Origin of the sequence: Streptomyces sp. NPDC056883 (assembly GCF_042788835.1) — a bacterium.
Lineage (GTDB): Bacteria > Actinomycetota > Actinomycetes > Streptomycetales > Streptomycetaceae > Streptomyces > Streptomyces stoeckheimensis.
In genome coordinates this window covers 318,966-338,524 of the sequence record NZ_JBHUBS010000007.1, presented here as the reverse complement: position 1 = coordinate 338,524, position 19,559 = coordinate 318,966, and the positions used below count along the sequence as shown (strand labels likewise).

At 74.0% G+C, this 19,559-nt stretch carries 17 protein-coding genes; 5 read left to right on the top strand and 12 right to left on the bottom strand.

Annotated features, from left to right (window positions below):
* The first annotated feature begins 45 nt into the window (after positions 1-45).
* On the top strand, positions 46-1,488 hold the full coding sequence (locus ACFRU2_RS20195; RefSeq protein WP_382973841.1) for a hypothetical protein: 1,443 nt from the start codon (positions 46-48) through the stop codon (positions 1,486-1,488).
* Here the strand turns inward: ACFRU2_RS20195 and ACFRU2_RS20190 are convergent.
* The 9 genes from ACFRU2_RS20190 to ACFRU2_RS20150 all read right to left on the bottom strand — a co-directional run bounded on the left by ACFRU2_RS20190 (position 1,485) and on the right by ACFRU2_RS20150 (position 12,176).
* A complete protein-coding gene (locus tag ACFRU2_RS20190; RefSeq protein ID WP_250742080.1) occupies positions 1,485-2,195 on the bottom strand; it encodes a GntR family transcriptional regulator in 711 nt (236 codons plus the stop codon). The genes ACFRU2_RS20195 and ACFRU2_RS20190 overlap by 4 nt on opposite strands.
* Before the next feature lie 88 nt (positions 2,196-2,283).
* Positions 2,284-3,216 (bottom strand): ornithine cyclodeaminase family protein, encoded by a 933-nt coding sequence (locus ACFRU2_RS20185; protein ID WP_382974032.1) that lies wholly within the window; start codon positions 3,214-3,216, stop codon positions 2,284-2,286.
* A gap of 23 nt (positions 3,217-3,239) precedes the next feature.
* Entirely contained in the window at positions 3,240-4,271 is a 1,032-nt protein-coding gene (locus ACFRU2_RS20180) for a proline racemase family protein (RefSeq protein WP_382973838.1), read from the bottom strand.
* Positions 4,268-5,272 (bottom strand): proline racemase family protein, encoded by a 1,005-nt coding sequence (locus ACFRU2_RS20175; RefSeq protein WP_382973836.1) that lies wholly within the window; start codon positions 5,270-5,272, stop codon positions 4,268-4,270. The genes ACFRU2_RS20180 and ACFRU2_RS20175 overlap by 4 nt, the downstream gene beginning before the upstream one ends.
* A 27-nt stretch (positions 5,273-5,299) precedes the next feature.
* Positions 5,300-6,229: a dihydrodipicolinate synthase family protein gene (locus ACFRU2_RS20170; protein ID WP_382973833.1), complete on the bottom strand. Its 930-nt coding sequence runs from the start codon at positions 6,227-6,229 to the stop codon at positions 5,300-5,302.
* Positions 6,230-6,341: 112 nt separating this feature from the next.
* Positions 6,342-7,787: an NAD(P)/FAD-dependent oxidoreductase gene (locus tag ACFRU2_RS20165; RefSeq protein WP_382973830.1), complete on the bottom strand. Its 1,446-nt coding sequence runs from the start codon at positions 7,785-7,787 to the stop codon at positions 6,342-6,344.
* A complete protein-coding gene (locus ACFRU2_RS20160) occupies positions 7,768-8,103 on the bottom strand; it encodes a (2Fe-2S)-binding protein (protein WP_382973828.1) in 336 nt (111 codons plus the stop codon). Before ACFRU2_RS20160 ends, ACFRU2_RS20165 begins: the two co-directional genes overlap by 20 nt.
* Positions 8,104-8,552: 449 nt before the next feature.
* Positions 8,553-9,707: an NAD(P)/FAD-dependent oxidoreductase gene (locus ACFRU2_RS20155; protein WP_382973826.1), complete on the bottom strand. Its 1,155-nt coding sequence runs from the start codon at positions 9,705-9,707 to the stop codon at positions 8,553-8,555.
* Positions 9,708-9,755: 48 nt separating this feature from the next.
* Positions 9,756-12,176, bottom strand: a complete 2,421-nt coding sequence (locus ACFRU2_RS20150; protein ID WP_382973824.1) for a collagenase — start codon at positions 12,174-12,176, stop codon at positions 9,756-9,758.
* Positions 12,177-12,356: 180 nt separating this feature from the next.
* On the opposite strand from ACFRU2_RS20150, the gene ACFRU2_RS20145 reads away from it, so the two are divergent.
* Positions 12,357-13,748 carry an aminopeptidase P family protein gene (locus ACFRU2_RS20145; protein ID WP_382973822.1) on the top strand — a complete coding sequence of 464 codons (1,392 nt, stop codon included), beginning with the start codon at positions 12,357-12,359 and terminating at the stop codon, positions 13,746-13,748.
* A gap of 75 nt (positions 13,749-13,823) precedes the next feature.
* Here ACFRU2_RS20145 and ACFRU2_RS20140 read toward each other — a convergent pair whose 3' ends face one another.
* From ACFRU2_RS20140 to ACFRU2_RS20130, 3 genes are all read right to left on the bottom strand, one after another.
* Complete coding sequence (locus tag ACFRU2_RS20140; protein WP_382973819.1) at positions 13,824-14,189, bottom strand: hypothetical protein; 366 nt, start codon at positions 14,187-14,189, stop codon at positions 13,824-13,826.
* A 202-nt stretch (positions 14,190-14,391) separates the two neighbouring features.
* Entirely contained in the window at positions 14,392-14,790 is a 399-nt protein-coding gene (locus ACFRU2_RS20135) for a RidA family protein (RefSeq protein ID WP_382973816.1), read from the bottom strand.
* Complete coding sequence (locus ACFRU2_RS20130; RefSeq protein WP_382973813.1) at positions 14,787-16,007, bottom strand: acyl-CoA dehydrogenase family protein; 1,221 nt, start codon at positions 16,005-16,007, stop codon at positions 14,787-14,789. Before ACFRU2_RS20130 ends, ACFRU2_RS20135 begins: the two co-directional genes overlap by 4 nt.
* Positions 16,008-16,169: 162 nt before the next feature.
* Here ACFRU2_RS20130 and ACFRU2_RS20125 point away from each other — a divergent pair, with 162 nt between their 5' ends.
* Genes ACFRU2_RS20125 through ACFRU2_RS20115 form a run of 3 tightly spaced genes read left to right on the top strand, consistent with a single transcriptional unit; the run spans position 16,170 to position 19,517 of the window.
* Positions 16,170-17,807: an AMP-binding protein gene (locus tag ACFRU2_RS20125; RefSeq protein WP_382973810.1), complete on the top strand. Its 1,638-nt coding sequence runs from the start codon at positions 16,170-16,172 to the stop codon at positions 17,805-17,807.
* Positions 17,808-17,811: 4 nt separating this feature from the next.
* Entirely contained in the window at positions 17,812-18,621 is an 810-nt protein-coding gene (locus ACFRU2_RS20120; RefSeq protein ID WP_382973807.1) for a PaaX family transcriptional regulator C-terminal domain-containing protein, read from the top strand.
* Between the two features lie 56 nt (positions 18,622-18,677).
* Positions 18,678-19,517, top strand: coding sequence for a GNAT family N-acetyltransferase (locus ACFRU2_RS20115; RefSeq protein ID WP_382973804.1), 840 nt, complete (start codon positions 18,678-18,680; stop codon positions 19,515-19,517).
* Positions 19,518-19,559 lie beyond the last annotated feature (42 nt).

Here is a 19,559-nt window from a genome sequence, read left to right as displayed (position 1 = left end):
ACGCCGACCGGGCGGGGCGGTGAGGGCAACGCCTATGCTCCCGCCATGGATCCGATAGAGCCCCCCGAGCCGCCTCCCGGCCCTCCCGAGCTCGTGCATCCGGCCGCAGTGCTGACCGGGTTGACCCGGAACGACGCCCTGCCGGAGGAGCTGGCGGTACGGCTCCTGCCGCACGACCTGGCACCGCTGCGGCTGGCTCTGCGGGAGGGGTTCGCACCGAGTCCGTCCCTGTGCGAGGAGTACCTGGCACAGGGCGAGTCGCAGGCGCTCGCGCACAACGCGGCGCTGCCGCCCGAGATCGCCGCACGGCTCGCGGCCGATCCGGACCCCGAGGTGCGTGCGGTGCGCGCGGAGCTGGAGAGCGCCGGCGCCGGGCGACACGCCCTGTTCGCCGCCGACCCCGAAGCCCAGGTGCGGATCGCCCTCGCGGGCCGACCCGACCTGTCCGCCGCATCCCTGGCCGCGCTGGCCACCGACACCGACGCCGGGGTGCGCGCGGCGCTCGCACGGCGGCCGGAACTGCCCGAAGACCTGCTCCGGAGGCTACTCACCGACACCGAGCCGAAGGTACGGGCGCGCGCCTGCGGGCACGGCGCACCCCCCGACCTGCACGCCGCCCTGCTGGCCGATCCGGCCACGCGCAAGGACGTCGTACGTTCCCTGGAACTGGACCCGGACACGGCCTCGGCTCTGGCCGCCGACCCCGACGAGGAGGTACGAGCCAAGCTCGCCGCCCACCCGGCGCTGCCTCCGCGGGTACGCGACGTACTGGCGCGGGACACGAGCCCCGACGTGCGGGGGAGGGTCTTCGCCCGCGCGGACACCCCACCGGAGCTGCGTGACGAGATCCACGCGTGGCTGACTGCCGGAGCCCTCCGGTCCGAAGAGGACTGGGAGAACGCGGAAGAGGACGACGTCTTCTGCGAGATCACCCTCGAGTTCCTGGAGATGGGGTCCTACCCCTGGGTCGCGGCCGACCCCGTCCCGTACGCCGCCTCCCCCTATCCGGGGCTGCGGCGCGCGGCGGCGCGCAGTGAGCGGCTGCCGGCCGAGCTGCTGCGGGGGATGCTCGACGACGAGGACCCGACGGTCCGCATGATCGCTCTGGAACGGACGCCCGACGTGGACCCCGCCACCGCCGAGGACATCGAACGGCGCCACGGACGGTCGAAGTTCCTTGACCGGCCCGCGGATTACTTCCCGTTCGCGCCCGAGACGCTCCGACGCTTCGCCGCCGACCCCGACCCCCGGATGCGCCTCCTCGCGCTGCGTGACCCGGACGTGCCCGCCGCGCTGCTGGAGCGGCTGGCGGCGGACGAGGACCACACCGTACGGCGGGCCGTCGCCGAGGACTCCCGGACGGCCACGGGCACGCTGCTGCGCCTGCTCGGTGACGGCTCGGAGGCCGTCGCCATGTCCGCCGCCGCCTCCCCCGGCCTTCCGGTGGAGGCGATGCGCGCGGTGCTGGACCTGGCCGCCCGGGCCTAGAGGCCCGAGCCCAGGCGGCCCTTCGGGCGGCCCACCGGTTCGTCGCGGCCCTGGGCCCAGAGGGAGCGGACGTGGCCCAGGTGGCGGGTCATGCAGGCTTCGGCCGCCTCCGCGTCGCCGCTGAGCATCAGATCGAGGAGCTCGATGTGCTCCTCGGCGGAGGAGACCAGCTTGCCGGCCTCGTCCAGGCCCGTCAGGCCGTAGAGGCGGGAGCGCTTGCGCAGGTCGCCGACCGTTTCCACCAGGCGGTCGTTGCCCGAGAGGCCGAGCAGGGTGAGGTGGAAGCGGCGGTCGGCCTCCAGGTAGCCGATGAGGTTGTGCTCGCGCGCGCTGGTGACGATCTCCTGCGCGATGGGGCGCAGGGCCTCCAGGGCCTCGGGCGTGGCGATCTTCGTGATCTTGCCGATGGTCGGGACCTCGATCATCGTGCGCAGCTCGGTGTACTGGTCCAGATCGCGCTCGCTGACCTCCGTGATGCGGAAGCCCTTGTTGCGGACCGGCTCCACCAGGCCCTCGCGGGCCAGGTCGAGCATGGCCTCGCGCACGGGGGTGGCCGAGACGCCGAGCTCGGCTGCGAGGCCGGGGGCGGAGTAGACGCTCCCGGGGCGCAGTTCACCCGCTATCAGGGCTGCCCTCAGGGCGTGGCCGACCTGGTCGCGGAGCCGTTCCTGAGCCTTGATGAGACTGTGCTGCTTCAGGTCACCCATTGCATTTCCTCCGAGACCGCTCACACCGCCGGCGTGCGGAGGAACAGCGTACAATGTCACGTTGCGCCTGCTCCTCATAGATACCGCCTCAGCGGACACCACTCCCGGCGGCCTCGAACAAGGCGACCGCCACAGCGAGATCTTCCCAGGCCATGCCCACACTCTTGAAGAGCTGTGGACAACTCGCCGCCCCCGCACCCGGCATCCGGCCCGCGACCAGGTCGGCCAGGGTGCCGCTGATATGACCGGCGCCGATCGCCCCTTCCGCCTCCGGCACCAGCAGGTCCCCCGCCTCGCGCAGAGCCGCCGCACGCGACTCCACGTACACGGCCGCCCGCCGGACCAGCGCCGTGTCCACCTCACGGGCGTCCGGCTCGTGCGAGCCGACGGCGACCACGGTGGCGCCCGGCGCGATCAGCCGCCCGTCGAAGAGGGGTTCGCGGGAGGTGGTGCAGCAGATCACCAGGTCGGCGTCGGCCACTTCCGCCGCCGCCCCCGTCCGGGCGGGGACGCCCAGCCCCCGCGCGTGCGCCGCCAGCTTCTCCGCGCCGGCGGCGCTGCCCGCGGACCCCGCACGGGCCACGACCACCACCTCCGCCAGCTGCCGCATCGCGTGCACCGCGTCGAGGTGCCCGTACGCCTGTGGTCCCGAGCCGAAGAGCAGCAGCCGCAGCGGCCGCCCGGCCGGGGCCAGGTGGCGCAGCGCGAGCGCGGAGACCGCCGGGGTGCGCAGGGCGGTCAGCGCCGCCCCGTCGAGCAGGGCGAGGGGGCGCAGGGTGGGCCCGTCCAGGAGGAGGTAGGACCCCGTGATCCGGGGCAGTCCGAGCGCCGGGTTCCCCGGGGCCACCCCGGCGATCTTCACGCCGGCGTAGGCCCCGGTGGCGGCCGGCATGAGCAGCAGCTCCCCGCCGCCGGGCACGGGCAGGGCGCTGCGCGGCGGGCAGGTCTCCGGGTCCAGCCCGGCCCGCAGTACGCCGGCCAGCGCGTCCGCGGCGGCGGCCGGGGTGAGCAGCCCGGCCATCTCTGCGCCCGACAGCTGGGGGATCACAGCTGGAACCCTGCGCCGAGCGCGTCCTGCGGGTCGACGCTGAAGAGGTGTTCGCCGGTGCGGTACGCCGTACCGGTGACCTCCGTGACCACGCCCTCCGCCACCCGCGCGGCGACGCGGCCGGTGAACACCGTGCCCACCACCGACTCGTGCAGCAGGTCCTCCCCCTCCCCCAGCCGCCCGTCCTCGGCCAGCAGCGCGAGCCGCGCCGAGGTGCCGGAGCCGCAGGGCGAGCGGTCGATCTGCCCGTCGGCGAAGACGGTGACGTTGCGCTGGTGCGGCCCGAAGGGGGTGTCGGGGAGCTCCTCGTACAGGGTCACCCCGTACACCCCGGAGAGCAGCGGCCCGTCCGGGTGCCAGGTCCCGGGGTGGGTGGCCAGGGCGGCGCGGATCTCCTTCCCGGCCCGTACGAGTGCGGGCAGGGAGGCCGGGGTCACCTCCAGGCCGAGGTCCCGGGCGGGCAGGGAGGCGTAGCAGGCCCCGGCGTGCGCGATGTCCACCTCGGCCATGCCGAGGGTGGTGGCGACGGGCACCTTGCGGGCGCTGGTACGGGCCGGGACGTTGCGGAAGGTGACCCCGGTGGTGCGGCCCCCCGCACGGTGCACGGTCGCGGCGACCCGCCCCGAGGGCACGTCGATCCGCACCTGGACGTCCCCGTCGTCCGGGGCGGCGACCCGGCCGGTGTCCACGGCCCAGGCGCCCAGCGCCATGGTGCCGTGGCCGCAGGCGGTGGAGTAGCCGTCCTTGTGCCAGAACAGCACCCCGAAGTGGGCCCCGTCGTCGTCGGGCGGGACCACGAAGCCCCCGTACATCCCGGCGTGCCCGCGCGGCTCCTGCACGAGGAGCCGGCGTACGTCGTCCAGCGGGCCGCGCCGGGGGGCGGTGCCCGATCCGCCCGGTCCGATGGCGGTGGCGCAGCGCTCGGCGACGGTGTCCCCGGGCACGGGCAGCGCTCCCCCGGAGGTGAGGTCGACGATGCGGAAGGGCTCGCCGGCGGTGTGGTAGTCCACGGTGCGTACGACGGTCACAGGAGGAACCCTCCGGGGAACGGGTCGGACGGGTCGAGGAAGTACTGGGCGGTGCCGGTGATCCAGGCCCGGCCCGTGACGGTGGGCACGAAGGCCGGGCGGCCGCCGACGGTGGTTTCGCCGATGAGGCGGCCGGTGAACTCGGTTCCGATGAAGGACTCGTTGACGAAGTCCGTGTCCAGGGGCAGGAGTCCGCGGGCGTGGAGCTGCGCCATGCGGGCGCTGGTTCCCGTACCGCACGGCGAGCGGTCGAACCAGCCGGGGTGGATGGCCATCGCGTGCCGGGAGCGGCGGGCGTCGGAGCCGGGGGCTGCGAGGTAGACGTGCTTGACCCCGCCGAAGGAGGGGTTCTCGGGGTGGACGGGCCGGTCCGGGGAGGCGTTGATCGCCTCCATGACGGCCAGTCCGGCGGCGAGCAGGTCGTCCCCGCGCTCCCGGTCGAAGGGGAGCCCGAGGGCGTCGAGTTCGACGAAGGCGTAGAAGTTGCCGCCGTAGGCGAGGTCGTAGGTGACCGTGCCGTATCCGGGGACCTCGGCCTTGAGGTCGAGGCCGACGCAGAAGGCCGGGACGTTGGTGAAGGTGGCGGCGGTGGCCGCCCCGTCCTCGACCCGGACGGCGACGCTGACCAGCCCGGCCGGGGTGTCGAGCCGGACGGTGGTGACCGGCTCGACGAGGGGCACCATGCCCGTCTCCACCAGGACGGTGGCGACCCCGATGGTGCCGTGCCCGCACATGGGGAGCAGGCCCGACACCTCGATGTAGAGGACGCCGAAGTCGGCGTCGGGGCGGGTGGGGGGCTGCAGGATGGCGCCGCTCATCGCGGAGTGGCCGCGCGGCTCGTACATGAGCAGGGTCCGCAGGTGGTCCAGGTGCTCGATGAAGTGGAGCCGCTTGTCGGCCATGGTGGCGCCGGGGATCACCCCGACTCCTCCGGTGATCACCCGGGTGGGCATGCCCTCGGTGTGCGAGTCCACCGCGTGGTAGATGTGACGGGTGCGCATCAAGTCCCCCTCGGACTTCGGACTGGGTTAGTTGAGGCCCTCGGCGAGCGCCTTCTCGGTGGCGGCGCGGACGCCGGCCTCGATCTCGCCGGTGAGCGGGAAGCGGGGCGGGCGGGTCGGGCCGCCGGGGCGGCCGGCCAGGTCCATGGAGAGCTTGATGGCCTGGACGAACTCGGTCTTGGAGTCCCAGCGCAGCAGGGAGTGCAGGGACTTGTAGAGCGGCAGGGCGGTGTCGAGGTCTCCCGCGACGGCGGCGCGGTAGAGGGTGGCGCAGGCCTGCGGGAGCGCGTTGGGGTACCCGGCGATCCAGCCGACCGCTCCGGCCAGGGCCAGTTCGAGCAGGACGTCGTCGGCGCCGATCAACAGGTCGAGTCCGGGGGCCAGTTCGGCGATCTCGTAAGCACGCCGCACGTCCCCGCTGAACTCCTTGACGGCGACGATGGAGCCGTCGGCGTGCAGCCGGGCGAGCAGGGACGGGACGAGGTCGACCTTGGTGTCGATGGGGTTGTTGTACGCGACCACGGGCACGCCGACGCGGGCGACCTCGGCGTAGTGGGCGCGTACGGCGTCCGCGTCGGCCCGGAAGGCGTTCGGCGGCAGCAGGAGCACGGATCCGGCGCCGGCCTCGGCGGCCTGCTCGGCCCAGCGGCGGGATTCGGCGCTGCCGTAGGCGGCGACTCCGGGCATGACGCGGGACCCGTCGCCGGCGGCCTCGACGGCGGTACGGACGACGCGGGCGCGCTCCTCGTCGGTGAGGGTCTGGTACTCGCCGAGGGAGCCGTTGGGGACGACGCCGTCGCAGCCGTTGGCGATCAGCCAGGCCACGTGTTCGGCGTAGGCGTCGTGGTCGACGCTCAGGTCTTCCCGCAGGGGCAGGGTGGTGGCGACCATGATGCCGTGCCAGGGGCGGGTGCGGGTGTCCGTACCGGCGGGCGCGGGGGTGTGCGCGTGGGTCATGAGGATGCTCCCTAGGGTGATGTGTGACATTTTACTAGTGGGTATGACGTGGCCACAAGAGCTGCGGCCGCCCTGTCGGCGGTCCCGTCAGGGAAGTTCGCCCGAAAGCGCCTCAGCGAGGCGGCTCGGCGGGGAGTGCGGCGAGGTGGCGGAGCGGGACCGGGCAGGACAGCGGCCTGCGGTCCGGGGCCGGGTCGGTCCCGGCGAGGGCGGCGACGGCCGGCCCGCACATCCGGCCCTGGCACCAGCCCATCCCGGCCCGGGTGAGGAGTTTGACCGTACGGGCGTCCCGCGCCCCCAGGTCTTCCACGGCCTCCCGGATCCGGCCCGCCGGAACCTCCTCGCAGCGGCACACGTCGGTGTCCTCGCGCAGCCAGCCGGTCCAGCCGGGGCCCGGCCGGTGCGCGCCGGCCATCGCGGCGGCGAAGGCGCGCAGTCTCGTACGGGTACGGACGAGGCGCGCCGGTACCGGTCGGCCCGCGATGGAGTGGGCGGCGATCCCCCCCTCGGCCAGGGCCAGTTGGGCTCCGCCGATGCCGCCGGTCTCCCCGGCGGACCAGACCCCGGGGACGGAGGTGCGCTGTTCGGCGTCCAGGTCCAGGGCGACGGTGGCGTCCGGGCTCGGGCGGGTGGCGCAGCCGAGACCGGTGGCCAGCTCCAGCTGGGGCACGAGCCCGTGGCCGACGGCCACGGCGTCACAGGGGATGCGGCGGGCGGTGCCGGGGAGCGGGCGCCAGTCGCGGTCGAGGCGGGCCACGGTGACGGCCTCGACCCGGTCGGTGCCGTGGGCCTCGGTGACGGCGTGCCGGGTGAGGAGGCGGACCCCGTGGCGGAGCAGGGCCCCGCCGTACGTGGCGCCTTCGGCGAGCTTGCCGGGGTTGCGGAGCAGCGCGGGGGTGTGGGCGGCGTAGCCGGTGTACGCGGCGGCCTCCACGACGGCGGGCACCCGGGCTCCGGCGGCGGCGAGCGAGCCGGCCACGGCGAGCAGCAGGGGGCCGCTCCCGGCGACGACGACCCGGCTGCCCGGGAGCACGAGCCCGGCCTTGAGCATGGCCTGCGCCCCGCCGGCCCCGACGACCCCGGGCAGGGTCCAGCCGGGGAAGGGGAGCTGGCGCTCGTAGGCGCCGGTGGCGAGCAGGACGGTACGGGCCCGGACGGTGGCGGGGGCCTCGTCGGGGCCGGCGACGGCGTGCAGGGTCCAGGCGGGGCCGGTGCCGGGGCTCCCGGCGGGGTCCGGGGTCACCGTCCAGACGTGGTGGTGGGGGAGGTACGTGATCCGGCCGGCCGACACGTGGGCGCGCAGGGCGGCTTCGCGCGAGGCGAAGGCGGACCATCCGTGGTGCAGGGCCTCGGGGCGGGCCGCGCCGAGGCCGGGCGCGGGGTGGCGGAAGTACTGCCCGCCCGGGCGCTCCCCCGCGTCCAGGAGGGTGACGCGCAGGCCCAGACCGGCGGCCGTGACCGCGGCGGCGAGGCCGGCGGGGCCGGCGCCGACGATGGCGAGGTCGGCGGGGCCGACGGGGTCGGCGGGGGCCGGGGTGTCAGACGGCGAGGTCGTCATGGCCGGTCCCTTCCTGGGTGGTGACGTGGTCGCCCGGGCGGGCGGGGACGAGGCACGCGCGCTGGTTCGGGCGGCCGTTGACGGTGACGAGGCAGTCGTAGCAGCTGCCGATCCCGCAGAACGCTCCGCGGGGGGCGGCGGTTTCGCGGGTGGTGCGCCAGGCGAGGATGCCGGCGGACCAGAGGACGGCGGCGATGGTCTGGCCCGACTGGGCCGGGAGTTCGCGGTCGTCGAAGCGGAGGCTCCAGGTTTCCGCGGGGGTGCCGCCCACGAGGTCGCGGGGTGACCTTCGCCGGCCCCTCGTCGCTTCGCTCATCGCTTCCGTCCTCCTCGATTCCTCTGACTCTGTACGCGTTCCGCACCGCGGTTGCCGACCCTGCGGGGCAGTCCCCTACCCGCCCTTCCACCGTTCCCCGAGCTCCGCCCGGACCCGGTCCTCAAACGCCGGACGGGCTGGGAAGGGGTACCGGGCTGCGCCCGGACCCCTCGGGGCTCCGCCCCGGACCCCGGTCCTCAAACGCCGGACGGCTGAAAAGCCCCTGGGGCTCCGCCCCAGACCCCGCGCCTCAAACGCCGGCGGGGCTGGATGTGGCCGACCCCCGATTGCCCGTAGGGCAATTCCAGCCCCTCCGGCGTTTGAGGAGCGGGGGTGCGGGGGCTGGCCCCCGCGAACGGCGCCGCACCCGGCAACGGGTCCGGGGCGGAGCCCCGGGGAACGGGCGAAGGGTGGGTAGGGGACTTCGGCCCGCGCAGCGACACCCCCGGTCATCTCGTGGGCTCCGCGAAGCGGGACGGGGTGAAGGGGGTCGGGTCCAGAGCGGGCTCGGTGGACGTCAGGGCTGCCGTGATCAGGGCTCCCGTCGCCGGGGCCAGGCCGATGCCCGCGCCCTCGTGGCCGCAGGCGTGGAACAGGCCCGGGACCCGGGGGTCCGGACCGATCGCCGGGAGGTGGTCCGGCAGGTACGGGCGGAAGCCGTGGTAGGTGCGGAGCACCTTGACGTCCGCCAGGACCGGGAAGAGGGCCGCCGCCTGCGCCGCCAGCCGACGCAGCGCCTCCGTCGACAGCGAGCGGTCGAAGCCGACCCGTTCGCGGGTGGCACCGATCAGGACCGGCCCCGCCGGGGTGCCCTCGACCACCGCCGAGGACTGCAGCGCCGCCGACCCGCTGGCGACGTCCGCGATGTAGTCCGCGGCATAGACCTTGTGTCGCACCACCCTCGGCAGCGGCTCCGTCACCAGGACGAAACCCCGCCGGGGCAGCACCGGAAGGCCGACTCCGGCCAGCGCGGCCACCGCCCCGCCCCAGGTGCCGGCCGCGTTGAGCACCGCCGGGGCGAGGAGGTCGCGGCGAGGCGTACGGACTCCGCGGAGTTCGCCCGCCGGGCCGCGGAGGAACTCCGTGACCTCCTCCCCGAGGTGGAGCACCACACCCGGCGCCGCGGCCAGCAGCTGCGCCGCCGCCTGGGCCGGCTGGACCTGGGCGTCCTGCGGGTAGTGGAAACCGCCCGCCAGGTCCGGGGCGAGGTGGGGCTCCAGTTCGCGCAGCTCTCCCGGTCCCACCTCGACCGCGTCGACGCCGGCCGCGCGCTGGCCGTCCGCGAAGCCCCGTAGGGCCTTCACGGTGGCCTCGTCGGCGGCGACGACCAGACCGCCCTTGGCCTCGTACTCGATCTCCCCCGGGAGTTCGAGCGCGAGCTCCCGCCAGAGCCGCGCCGAGAGCAGCGCGAGGTCCAGCTCGGGGCCCGCCTCCTTGTCGGAGACGAGCAGGTTGCCTTCGCCGGCGCCGGTCGTGCCGCCGGCGACCGGGCCGCGGTCGACGACGGCCACGCGGAGTCCGGCGCGCGCCGCGTAGTACGCGCACGCGGCTCCGACGACGCCTGCGCCGATGATCACGAGGTCCAGGGGGTGTCTCTTGGGCACGGCAGTAATATGTCACATATCTCTAGAGGGGGACAGAGGTGGCCGAGGTCAGCCGCGCAGCGGACCCTCGCAGCTGTAACTCGACGTACCCGCCACGTGGTTGGTCCAGACGTCCAGCGCACCGAAGGAGCAGTTCATGTCCGCCAGGTTGTTCGAGGCCGCACCCGCCCGGTCGAGGATGAAGTAGTCGACCGTCTCGGACATGTCCTTGAAGTTCTGGTCGTCGCTGCGCCAGTCCTTCAGGTTCGCCGTGATCCTGCCGGTACAGGTGAACCGGCGCTTGCCCGGCTCGCCGTTCTCCACGCAGTCCGGCGTGTTGTACGTGGCCGTCGCGAAGGTGGACTTCACGTCCGCGAGCGCCGCGTCGCGCAGCTGCGCGTTCGGGGTGAAGGCGGTGTTCGGCACGAACAGCTGGTCGACCTTGGCGATCTGGGCGTCCAGGAACCGGTCGTAGCCGGTCTGGACGGCCGCGTCCCGGCCCATCCTGCTGCGCCAGGCGTCGAAGCCCGCCGGGTTGTCGGCGCGCAGGTGGCCGTACATCGCCCGCAGCTCCGAGGGCCGCTCGGTCCACAGGAACTCGAAGAAGGCGCCCGAGTACCCGTAGAAGCGGAAGCCGTCGTTGGCGTACGTGGCATGCAGGAGCTGGTCCACCGACATGCGCGGGCCGCCGCCGGCGGTGTCGGCGATGATGCTCTTGATCAGGGACTTGCGTACGGCGATGCCGTTGTCGCGGGTCGCGCCGTCGAAGAACTCGGCGGTGCCCTCGTCCATGGCGGTCGTGCGGTCGCCCTCGTACCAGGCGCCCTGGCCGAAGGTGCCGGGGACGGCGAAGCGGCCGTTGAGGTAGTGCGTGTACTCGTGGCGGAAGAGCTCTTCCAGGGTGAGCTGGGAGTCCTGCGGGACGCGGCGCTGGTAGGTGTAGAAGGTGGCGCCGTTCTCGATGTAGATGCCGCCGTTGTTGGTGCCGTAGCCGGTGAGGATCGGGTGGTAGTTCACGTAGTCCGCGCGGGAGGCGTAGAGCACGATGTTCAGGGTGGCGTTGACGTCCCCGGCGATCGGCTGGTCGGTGCCCACCACCCGGTGGTACTGCGTCTTGACCTGCTTGCTCGCGTAGTAGAGCTGGTCGACGGTGGCCCGGTCGAGGGCGGTGCGGACCTTGATGGCGCCGCTGTCGTACGTGTAGGTGTTCGGGAAGAGCTCCCGCTCGATGTCCTCCTTGCACACCCCGTACGGCTTGCACGCCTGGTAGAAGTTGAGCCAGGAGACGGCCTTCGCCCACGGCTCGCTGCCGTCCCCGAAGGCGGCCCTGGCCGGGGCGAGGAGCGCGCCGAGGTCGGCGGTGGTCGCGTCCTTCAGGCCCGCGATCTGGCCGAAGCGACCGAACTCGGCGATGGCGTCGCGCGCCACCCAGGCGTTCGCGGTGCCCTTGAGGTGGGCGTACGTGGCGAAGTTCTTGAAGGTGGCGCGGTACGGGGCGTCGGCGGCGGCCGCCGCGTGGAACGCGGTGTCGTTGTTGTACACGCCGAGGTAGTTGACGGAGAGGGCGGCGAGGGCCGCGCCCGCCCAGGCGGTGTCCAGGTGCGTCGCGGTGTGCGACGGGTCCATGGTGGCCAGGACGTTCTTGATCAGGCCGAGCTGGTGGTGACGCAGGCCGGGCGCGCTGCCGGCGTAGAGGGCCTCGCGCAGGGTGCGGGCGTTGGAGCCGGTGGCGTCGAAGGTGCGGGCGGCGCCCGCGAAGGCGGCGATGGCCTGGCGCATGGCGTCGACGGTCGGGGCGTCGGTGACGTCGATCTCGGTGCGGGAGTGGTCGTGGTAGGCCACGGCGTGCAGGTAGGTGAACATCTCCTCCAGGTGGGAGGAGTTCAGGCCGTCGTGGGAGGCGGCCAGGCCGGATATCCGGCGGGAGACGGCCTGCACGTGGGCGTCCGACATCACGGGGGCCAGGCGGGCGTCCCAGGTCCAGATGAGGCCCGAGAGGCAGCCGCCCTTGGCCGCCGTGACGGCCGGGTCGGCGAGGAAGTCGGCGAACTGCTCCGGGGTGAGCCCGGTGATCCCGTCGAGGGTGCAGGGGACGCCCGCGGCGGTTCCCCGGGCGGCGGCGGCGGCGAGCCTGCCGCTCTTCGTGGCCGTCACGGCGGCGGGCGCGGTGACGGCGCCGGGCACCTTGCCTTCGGCGATGGCCCGGCCGTCCGGGACCTGACCACCGGGAACCTGGCCACCCGGGGCCGGTGCGGGCGCGGGAGCCGCCTGCTGCGCGTCGGCGAGGTGCTCGACCTCGTCGAACGGGTTCGCTCCCGCCTCGGCTCCCGCAGCGCCCCCGGTGAAGGTGCCGGACGCGGAGGGACCCGCCGCGTCGGCGCGGGTGCCGGTCTCGGCGGCCTGGGTCACGGCCTGGCCGGCGGTGACGAGGAGGGTGACCGCGACGGCGGCGGAGAGGAGGGACGTGCGCACGACTCTGTGCTGGGACACCAAGGACTCCTGGCTGTGAAGGGCGGTGAGGGGAAGGTGCGGAACTGCCCTGCTTCACGCGGCGTTTGGCGGGGATTAACGCGGACTACACGGCGCGGTGTGAGCTGTAACATAGTAATGTGAAATTGCACTGACAAGACCTGTGCGCCCACCAGTTCGCATCTTCTTGAGGGAGCCCCTGTGACCGACACCCCCTCCCGCCCCACCGCCGGGCTCAACATCGGCAGCCACGACCTGCCGGTATCGGCCGAGTTGTCCCGCTTCATGGCGTCGGACTGGGCGGCCTCTCCCCTGCCGGACGCCGCGCGCGTCCCCTCGTACGCCGTCACCCCCGCCCGCCGCGCACGCCTCTCCGCCCGCTTCCCGGGCGAGCGGCTGATCATCCCCGCGGGCGAGCTGAAGGTCCGCAGCCACGACTGCGACTACCGCTTCCGCCCGCACAGCGCCTACGCCTGGCTGACCGGGCTCACCGGCGAGGACCAGGTCGGCCACGTCCTGGTCCTGGAGCCGGCCGGCCCGCACGGGCACGAGGCCGTCCTCTACCTGCGCCCGCGCTCACTGCGCAGCGGCGGCAACGAGGAGTTCTACCGCGACCGCCGCTACGGGGAGTTCTGGGTCGGCCGCCGCCCCGACCTCGCGGAGGCCGAGCGGCTCTCCGGCATCCGCTGCGCCCACCTGGACGCGCTGGGCTCCCCGACGGGGCGCGATGCCGCCGCGGACCCGGAGCTCGCCGCCGCCCTCTCCGAACTGCGCCTGGTCAAGGACGCCTGGGAGGTGGCCGAGCTGCAGCTCGCCGTCGACCACACCACCGCCGGGTTCGAGGACGTCGTACGGGACCTCCCGCGCGCCCTGGCCCACCCGCGCGGCGAGCGGTGGATCGAGGGGGTCTTCAACCGCCGCGCCCGGGCCGAGGGCAACGGCACCGGCTACGAGACCATCGCCGCGTCGGGTGCGCACGCCTGCGTGCTGCACTGGATCCGCAACGACGGCCGGCTGAACGCGGGCGACCTGCTCCTGATGGACGCGGGCGTGGAGACCGACGGTCTCTACACGGCCGACGTCACCCGCACCCTGCCGCTGTCGGGCCGGTTCTCCCCCGTCCAGCGGCAGGTCTACGAACTGGTCCTGGCCGCGCAGGACGCGGGCATGGCGGCGCTGCGGCCGGGCGCGAGCTTCCGCGACTTCCACCGGGCCGGAATGCGGGTGATCGCGGAGGGGCTCGCGGAGTGGGGGGTGCTCAAGCACGCCGAGGGCGACCTGCACCGGCGCTACACCCTGTGCAGCAGCGGGCACATGCTCGGACTCGACGTGCACGACTGCGCCAAGGCGCGCGCGGACACGTACCTGGACGGGGTCCTGGAAGAGGGCCAGGTCCTCACCGTGGAGCCGGGGCTCTACCTCCAGCCCGACGACGAGACCCTCCCGCCGGAGCTGCGCGGCATCGGCGTGCGCATCGAAGACGACCTGGTGATCACGGCCGAGGGCGCCCGGCTGATGTCGGGTGCCCTGCCGCGCACGGTGGCGGGCATCGAGGAATGGATGGGGAACCTGCTGGAGGACGGCAGCCGGTAGCGGGCCGCCGAGCGGGGGTGCGCCCCGGTACGCCCGGGCCCCGGTACGCCGGGGTCCGGGCGGTCAGCCAGTGGGTCAGTCGTTCCAGTTGTTCCCGTTGCGGTAGCCGCCGTCGTGGCCGCCGTCGTTCCAGCCGCCGTCACGCCAGTTGTTCCCGTTGTCGTGGTTCCAGCTGTCGTTGTCGTTCCAGTTGCCGTGGTCGTTCCAGTTGTCGTGGTTCCAGTTGTCGTGGTCCCAGTTGTCGTTGCTCCAGTTGCTGTTGTGCCAGTTGTTGTTCCAACTGTCGTTGTCCCAGTTGTCCCAGCACCAACTGGGGCGGTCCGAGCGCGAGGTGTCGCAGCAGTAGCGCCACCAGTCGTCCCCGCTCCAGTTGCTGCCGCGCCAGTCGGAACACCGGTACGTCTGCGGAAGACTCGAGGCGAATGCACTGCTGACGGGCATCAGGCCGAGCGTGATCCCGGCGGCCCCTGTCACGGCTGCCGCAATGAACCCACGGCGCATGGCCATACACCTCCGAGAGTGAAGGGTGAATTACTCCGGATTGCTCCGTTGTGAGGCATTTCCACCCTCCCCCCTCCCCTGCCCACTGTCAAAGGCACCCGCTCGGCATCCCGGCGGCACCCGCGCTCACCAGCGAAAAGACCTACGGGAGCACCGCCAGCCCGTCCAGCTCGACGAGCGCCGTCTCGTCCCACAGCCGGACCACGCCCACGACCGCCATCGCCGGATAGTCCCGGCCCGCCAACCGCCGCCAGATCCGGCCCAGTTCGGGGGCGCAGTCCCGGTAGTCGGCCACGTCCACGGCGTAGACGGTGACCCGGGCCAGATCGGCCGGTGCGCCGCCCGCCCCCGCCAGGGCGGCCAGCAGGTTCGCCAGCGCCTGCTCGAACTGCTGCGGCAGCGTCCCTCCCACCACCTTCCCGGCGCCGTCGAGCGCCGTCTGCCCGGCCAGGAACACCAGCCGGCCCCCGCTCGCGACGACGGCGTGCGAGAAGCCCGTCGCCGGGGAGAGCTCCTCCGGGTTGATCCGCTCCAGGCTCACGCCTCCCCCACCTCCTGCGCCTCCTGCGCCTCCTGCGCCTCCTGCGCCTCCTGCATCTCCCGTGCCTCCCGGTAGAGCTCCTTGGCGATGATCGTGCGCTGCACCTCGCTCGCCCCCTCGTAGATCCTCGGCGCCCGCACCTCCCGGTACAGGTGTTCCAGCAGGTGGCCGCGGCGCAGGGCGGCCGCCCCGTGCAGCTGTACCGCGTGGTCGACGACGTACTGGGCCGTCTCGGTGGCCAGCAGCTTCGCCATGGCCGCCCGCCTCGGTACCTGCGGGGAGCGCGCGTCGGCGTCGTAGGCCTCCGCCGCCGCGTAGACGAGGAGCCGGGCCGCCTCGGTCCGGGTGGCCATCTCGGCCACCCGGTGCGCCACGGCCTGCAGGTCGCCCAGCACCCCGCCGAAGGCGGTACGGGCGGCCGTGTGCGCCACCGTCGCGTCGAGGGCGGCCCTGGCCATCCCGACGGCGAAGGCGCCCACGCTGGGGCGGAAGAGGTTCAGGGTGTCCATGGCCACCCGGAAGCCCCGGCCCGGCTCCCCCAGCAGGTCTGCCGGGCCCACCGGGACCCCGTCGAAGGCGAGCGCGCCGATGGGGTGCGGGGAGAGCATGTCGAGGGGCTCCCCCGAGAGCCCGGGCCGGTCCGCCGGGACCAGGAAGGCGCTGACCCCCTTGGCTCCGGGGCCTTCGCCGGTGCGGGCGAAGACGGTGTAGAAATCGGCCTCGGGCGCGTTGGAGATCCAGCACTTCTCCCCGCTGAGCCGCCAGCCACCTTTGCCCCTGCCTGGGCCCCCGCCCCCGCCCTCGGGCACCGCTTCGAGCGCCAGCGCCCCCGCGTCCGATCCGGCCCCCGGCTCGCTCAGCGCGAAGGCCGCCACCGTGCGCCCGGCCCGGACGCCGGGCAGCCACCGCTCGCGCTGCGCGTCGCTGCCCGAGCGCAGCACCGGGTACGCACCCAGTCCCTGGAGGGCGAGGGCCGTCTCCGCCTCCGTGCAGCCGTAGGCGAGGGATTCGCGCAGCAGGCACAGTTCCAGCGCGCCCGAGGTGAACACCCGTCCCAGCAGCCCCTCTTCGCCCAGTGCGGCCAGCAGCGGCCGGTTGACCCGGCCCGGCTCCCCCTTCTCCGCCAGCGGCCGCAGCCGCTCCGCCGCCAGTGCGCGCAGCCGCGCGCACCACTCCTCCTGGTCCGTCCCGAGCGCGAATCCCGTGAATCGGGTCATCCGTATGCCCCAGCCTCTATCGCGTCCTGTTGACTCCCGTCACCATGACGATACGCTCGTGCTGCGTTCGCACGGCCCGGCTCTTCCACTTCGGTCCACAGTCCATACGCAGGGTCCGGCCCCCACCCGGGGCGCGGGCCGTCGCAAGGGGGCGAACCCGCCTTGGAGCTCAAGCCTTCCGCTCACCGAGACACCTTCGCGCGCGACCACCTGCCGCCCGCGCACGCCTGGCCGCAGCTCCTCTTCGAACTCCCCGGGCTGGCCTACCCCGACCGGCTCAACTGCGGTGTGGAGCTGCTCGACGCCACCATCGCCCGGCTGGGCCCCGACCGCCCCGCCTTCCGCGGCGCGGACGGCACGGTGTGGACGTACGGGGAGCTGCACGCCCGCGTGGACCGGCTCGCGCACGTGCTCACCACCGATCTCGGCGTCGTCCCCGGCAACCGCGTGCTCCTGCGCGGCCCGACCGGCCCCTGGCTCGCCGCGTGCTGGCTGGCGGTGATGAAGGCGGGCGCGGTGGCCGTCACCGTCCTGGCCCAGCAGCGTGCGCAGGAGCTGGCCACGGTGTGCTCGATGGCCCGGGTGAGCCACGCCCTGTGCCAGGCGGAGGTGGTGGACGACCTGGTGAAGGCCGGGGTGCCGGGGCTGCGGATCACCGCGTACGGCGGCGGGGCCCCGGACGACCTGCTGCGGCTGGCCGAAGCCGAGCGCCACTCGGAGCCCTACCCGGCGGTGGAGACCTCCGCCGACGACGTGGCGCTGATCGCCTTCACCTCGGGCACCACCGGGCGCCCCAAGGGCTGCATGCACTTCCACCGCGATCTGCTCGCGGTGGCCGACACCTTCTCTCAAGAAGTGCTGCGCCCCCGCCCCGAGGACGTCTTCGCGGGCAGTCCGCCGCTCGGCTTCACCTTCGGCCTCGGCGGACTGGTGGTCTTCCCGCTGCGGGCCGGCGCCTCGGCGCTGCTGCTCGCGGACGGCTCCCCGCGCCGGCTGCTGCCCGCGCTGGCCGAGCACCGGGTGTCGGTGCTGTTCACCGCGCCCACCGCGTACCGGTCGATGCTGGACACGCTGGGCCCGTACGACACGGGCGCCTACGACCTCTCCGCGCTGCGCCGCTGCGTCTCGGCGGGCGAGAACCTGCCGGCCGCCACCTGGCAGGCCTGGTACGAGCGCACTGGCCTGCGGATCATCAACGGGATCGGCGCCACCGAGCTGCTGCACATCTTCATCTCGGCGGCCGACGAGGACATCCGGCCCGGTACGACGGGCCGCGTGGTGCCGGGCTGGGAGGCCCGGGTGGTGGACCGGGCGGGGCTGCCCGTCGCGGACGAGGTGCCGGGGCTGCTGGCCGTACGGGGGCCGGTGGGCTGCCGCTACCTGGCGGACCCGCGGCAGGGCGAGTACGTACGGGACGGCTGGAACCTCACGGGCGACACCTACGTCCGCGACGCGGAGGGCTATTTCCGCTACGTGGCCCGGGCCGACGACATGATCATCTCCGCGGGGTACAACATCGCGGGACCCGAGGTCGAAGAAGCGCTGCTGCGCCACCCGGACGTGCTGGAGGCGGCCGTGGTCGGCCGCCCCGACGAGCGGCGCGGGCAGGTCGTCGTCGCGTACGCGGTCCCCCGGGAGGGCGCGGTCCTCACCGAGGACGCCCTGCGCACCTTCATGCGGAGCGAGCTGGCCCCGCACAAATGCCCGCGCACCTTCGTCTTCCTGCCCGCCCTGCCCCGGACGGCGACGGGCAAGCTGCAACGCTTCCGGCTGCGCGATCAAGAGGAGCATTTAGAGTGAAGCCGTGGTCGAGCAGCACACCCCGCGATCTCTGATCGTCACGTTCTACGGCGCCTACGGGCGGGCCTTCCCTGGCCCGGTCCCGGTGTCCGCGCTGGTCCGCCTGCTGGGCGCGGCCGGCGTGGACGCGCCGTCCGTCCGCTCGTCGGTGTCCCGGCTGAAGCGGCGCGGCTTCCTGCTGCCCGCGCGGACCGGGGACCGCGCGGCGGGGTACGAGCTCTCCGCGGAGGCGCGCCGGCTCCTGGAGGACGGCGACCGCCGGATCTACGGAACCACCCGCCCGCCGGAGTCCCAGGAGTGGCTGCTGGCCGTCTTCTCCGTCCCGGAGCAGGAGCGGGCGAAGCGGCACCTGCTGCGCTCCCGGCTGGCCGGCCTCGGCTTCGGCGCGGTGGCGCCCGGCGTGTGGATCGCCCCGGCGCAGTGGGACGGGGAGACCCGGCACACCCTGGAGCGGCTGCACCTGACGCCGTACGTGGAGCTCTTCCGGGGCGCCCACCTGGGCTTCGCCCCAACGGCGGAGTCGGTCTCCCGCTGGTGGGACCTGGCGGCGCTGGCCAAGCAGCACGAGGAGTTCCTCGACCTCCACGAGCCCGCCCTGCGCGCCCTGCAGACGGGCACGGCCGACCCCACCCCGGAGGCTGCCTACCGCGGCTACCTGCTCGCCCTGGACACCTGGCGCCGGCTCCCGTACGCGGACCCGGGGCTGCCGCGCGCCCTGCTCCCGGCGGACTGGCCGGGCGACCGCTCGGCGGCGGTCTTCGCGGAACTCCACGAGCGGCTGCGGGACCTCGGGGCCGGCTTCGTGGAGCTGTGAGCCCGGCAGCCGGAAAAGGGGCTGTACCGCGCGCCCGGCGCGGGTGATCATGTGCCATGACGTGGACCTTCACCCCTGATCTGGCGGCCTGGGCGGCCGCCGTGCGTCCCGCCGTGGCTGCGCGGCCCGTGCCCCACACCCAGCTGGTCACGGTCATCGACGCGCTGGAGCGGCAGGGCCTGGACGCCTTCGGATCCGAGCCGCCCCTCTTCGGCTGGTGGACCGGGCCCGACGGGCTGGTCTCGGGCGCCGTCGTGCAGTGCCCTCCGCACCCGCTGCTGATCGGCACGCTGCCCGCCGAGGCGGTCCGGGAGCTGGGAACCGCCCTCGCCTCCGAGCCGCTGCTCGCCGGGGTCGACGCGCTCAACGCCCGCCGCGAGGACGCGCGGGAGCTGGCCGTCTCCTGGGGGAAGCCGACCGAGGTCGTGGAGGAGAACCGCCTCTACCGGCTCTCCGGGCTCATCGCCCCCGACCCCGCCCCGGCCGGGCGGGCCCGGCCCGCCGCAGAGGCCGACCTCCCGCTGCTCCTGGAGTGGGTCACCGCCTTCAGACAGGAGTCCGGCGAGGGCGGGGCCGCCTCGGAGGCGGCCCTGCGCGACCGGCTCTCGTACGGGGGCATGCTGCTCTGGGAGGACGCCGGGATCCCGGTCTCGCTGGCCGGGTTCTTCCGCCCGATCGACGCGGTGACCCGGATCGGCCCGGTCTACACCCCGCCGGAGCTGCGGGGCCGGGGCTACGCGGCCGGGGTGACGTACGCCGCCACCGAGGCGGCGCACGCGGCCGGAGCCGCGGAGGTGCTGCTCTTCACCGACCTGGCCAACCCCACCAGCAACCGCGTCTACCAGCGCCTGGGCTACACCCCGGTCGAGGACCGGGTGGAGGTGGCACTGACGTGACCACCCCTGCGGACGACGAGCAACCCTTGAAACCTCCAGAAC

Coding starts and splice junctions, on each gene's coding strand:
- ACFRU2_RS20185 (WP_382974032.1), bottom strand. CDS start 3,216: ATGGCCGGGCTGCTCACCCCGGCCGCCGCCGCGGACGCGCTGGCCGGC.
- ACFRU2_RS20140 (WP_382973819.1), bottom strand. CDS start 14,189: ATGCCCGTCAGCAGTGCATTCGCCTCGAGTCTTCCGCAGACGTACCGG.
- ACFRU2_RS20165 (WP_382973830.1), bottom strand. CDS start 7,787: ATGACGACCTCGCCGTCTGACACCCCGGCCCCCGCCGACCCCGTCGGC.
- ACFRU2_RS20115 (WP_382973804.1), top strand. CDS start 18,678: ATGACGTGGACCTTCACCCCTGATCTGGCGGCCTGGGCGGCCGCCGTG.
- ACFRU2_RS20130 (WP_382973813.1), bottom strand. CDS start 16,007: ATGACCCGATTCACGGGATTCGCGCTCGGGACGGACCAGGAGGAGTGG.
- ACFRU2_RS20170 (WP_382973833.1), bottom strand. CDS start 6,229: ATGACCCACGCGCACACCCCCGCGCCCGCCGGTACGGACACCCGCACC.
- ACFRU2_RS20160 (WP_382973828.1), bottom strand. CDS start 8,103: ATGAGCGAAGCGACGAGGGGCCGGCGAAGGTCACCCCGCGACCTCGTG.
- ACFRU2_RS20195 (WP_382973841.1), top strand. CDS start 46: ATGGATCCGATAGAGCCCCCCGAGCCGCCTCCCGGCCCTCCCGAGCTC.
- ACFRU2_RS20175 (WP_382973836.1), bottom strand. CDS start 5,272: ATGCGCACCCGTCACATCTACCACGCGGTGGACTCGCACACCGAGGGC.
- ACFRU2_RS20190 (WP_250742080.1), bottom strand. CDS start 2,195: ATGGGTGACCTGAAGCAGCACAGTCTCATCAAGGCTCAGGAACGGCTC.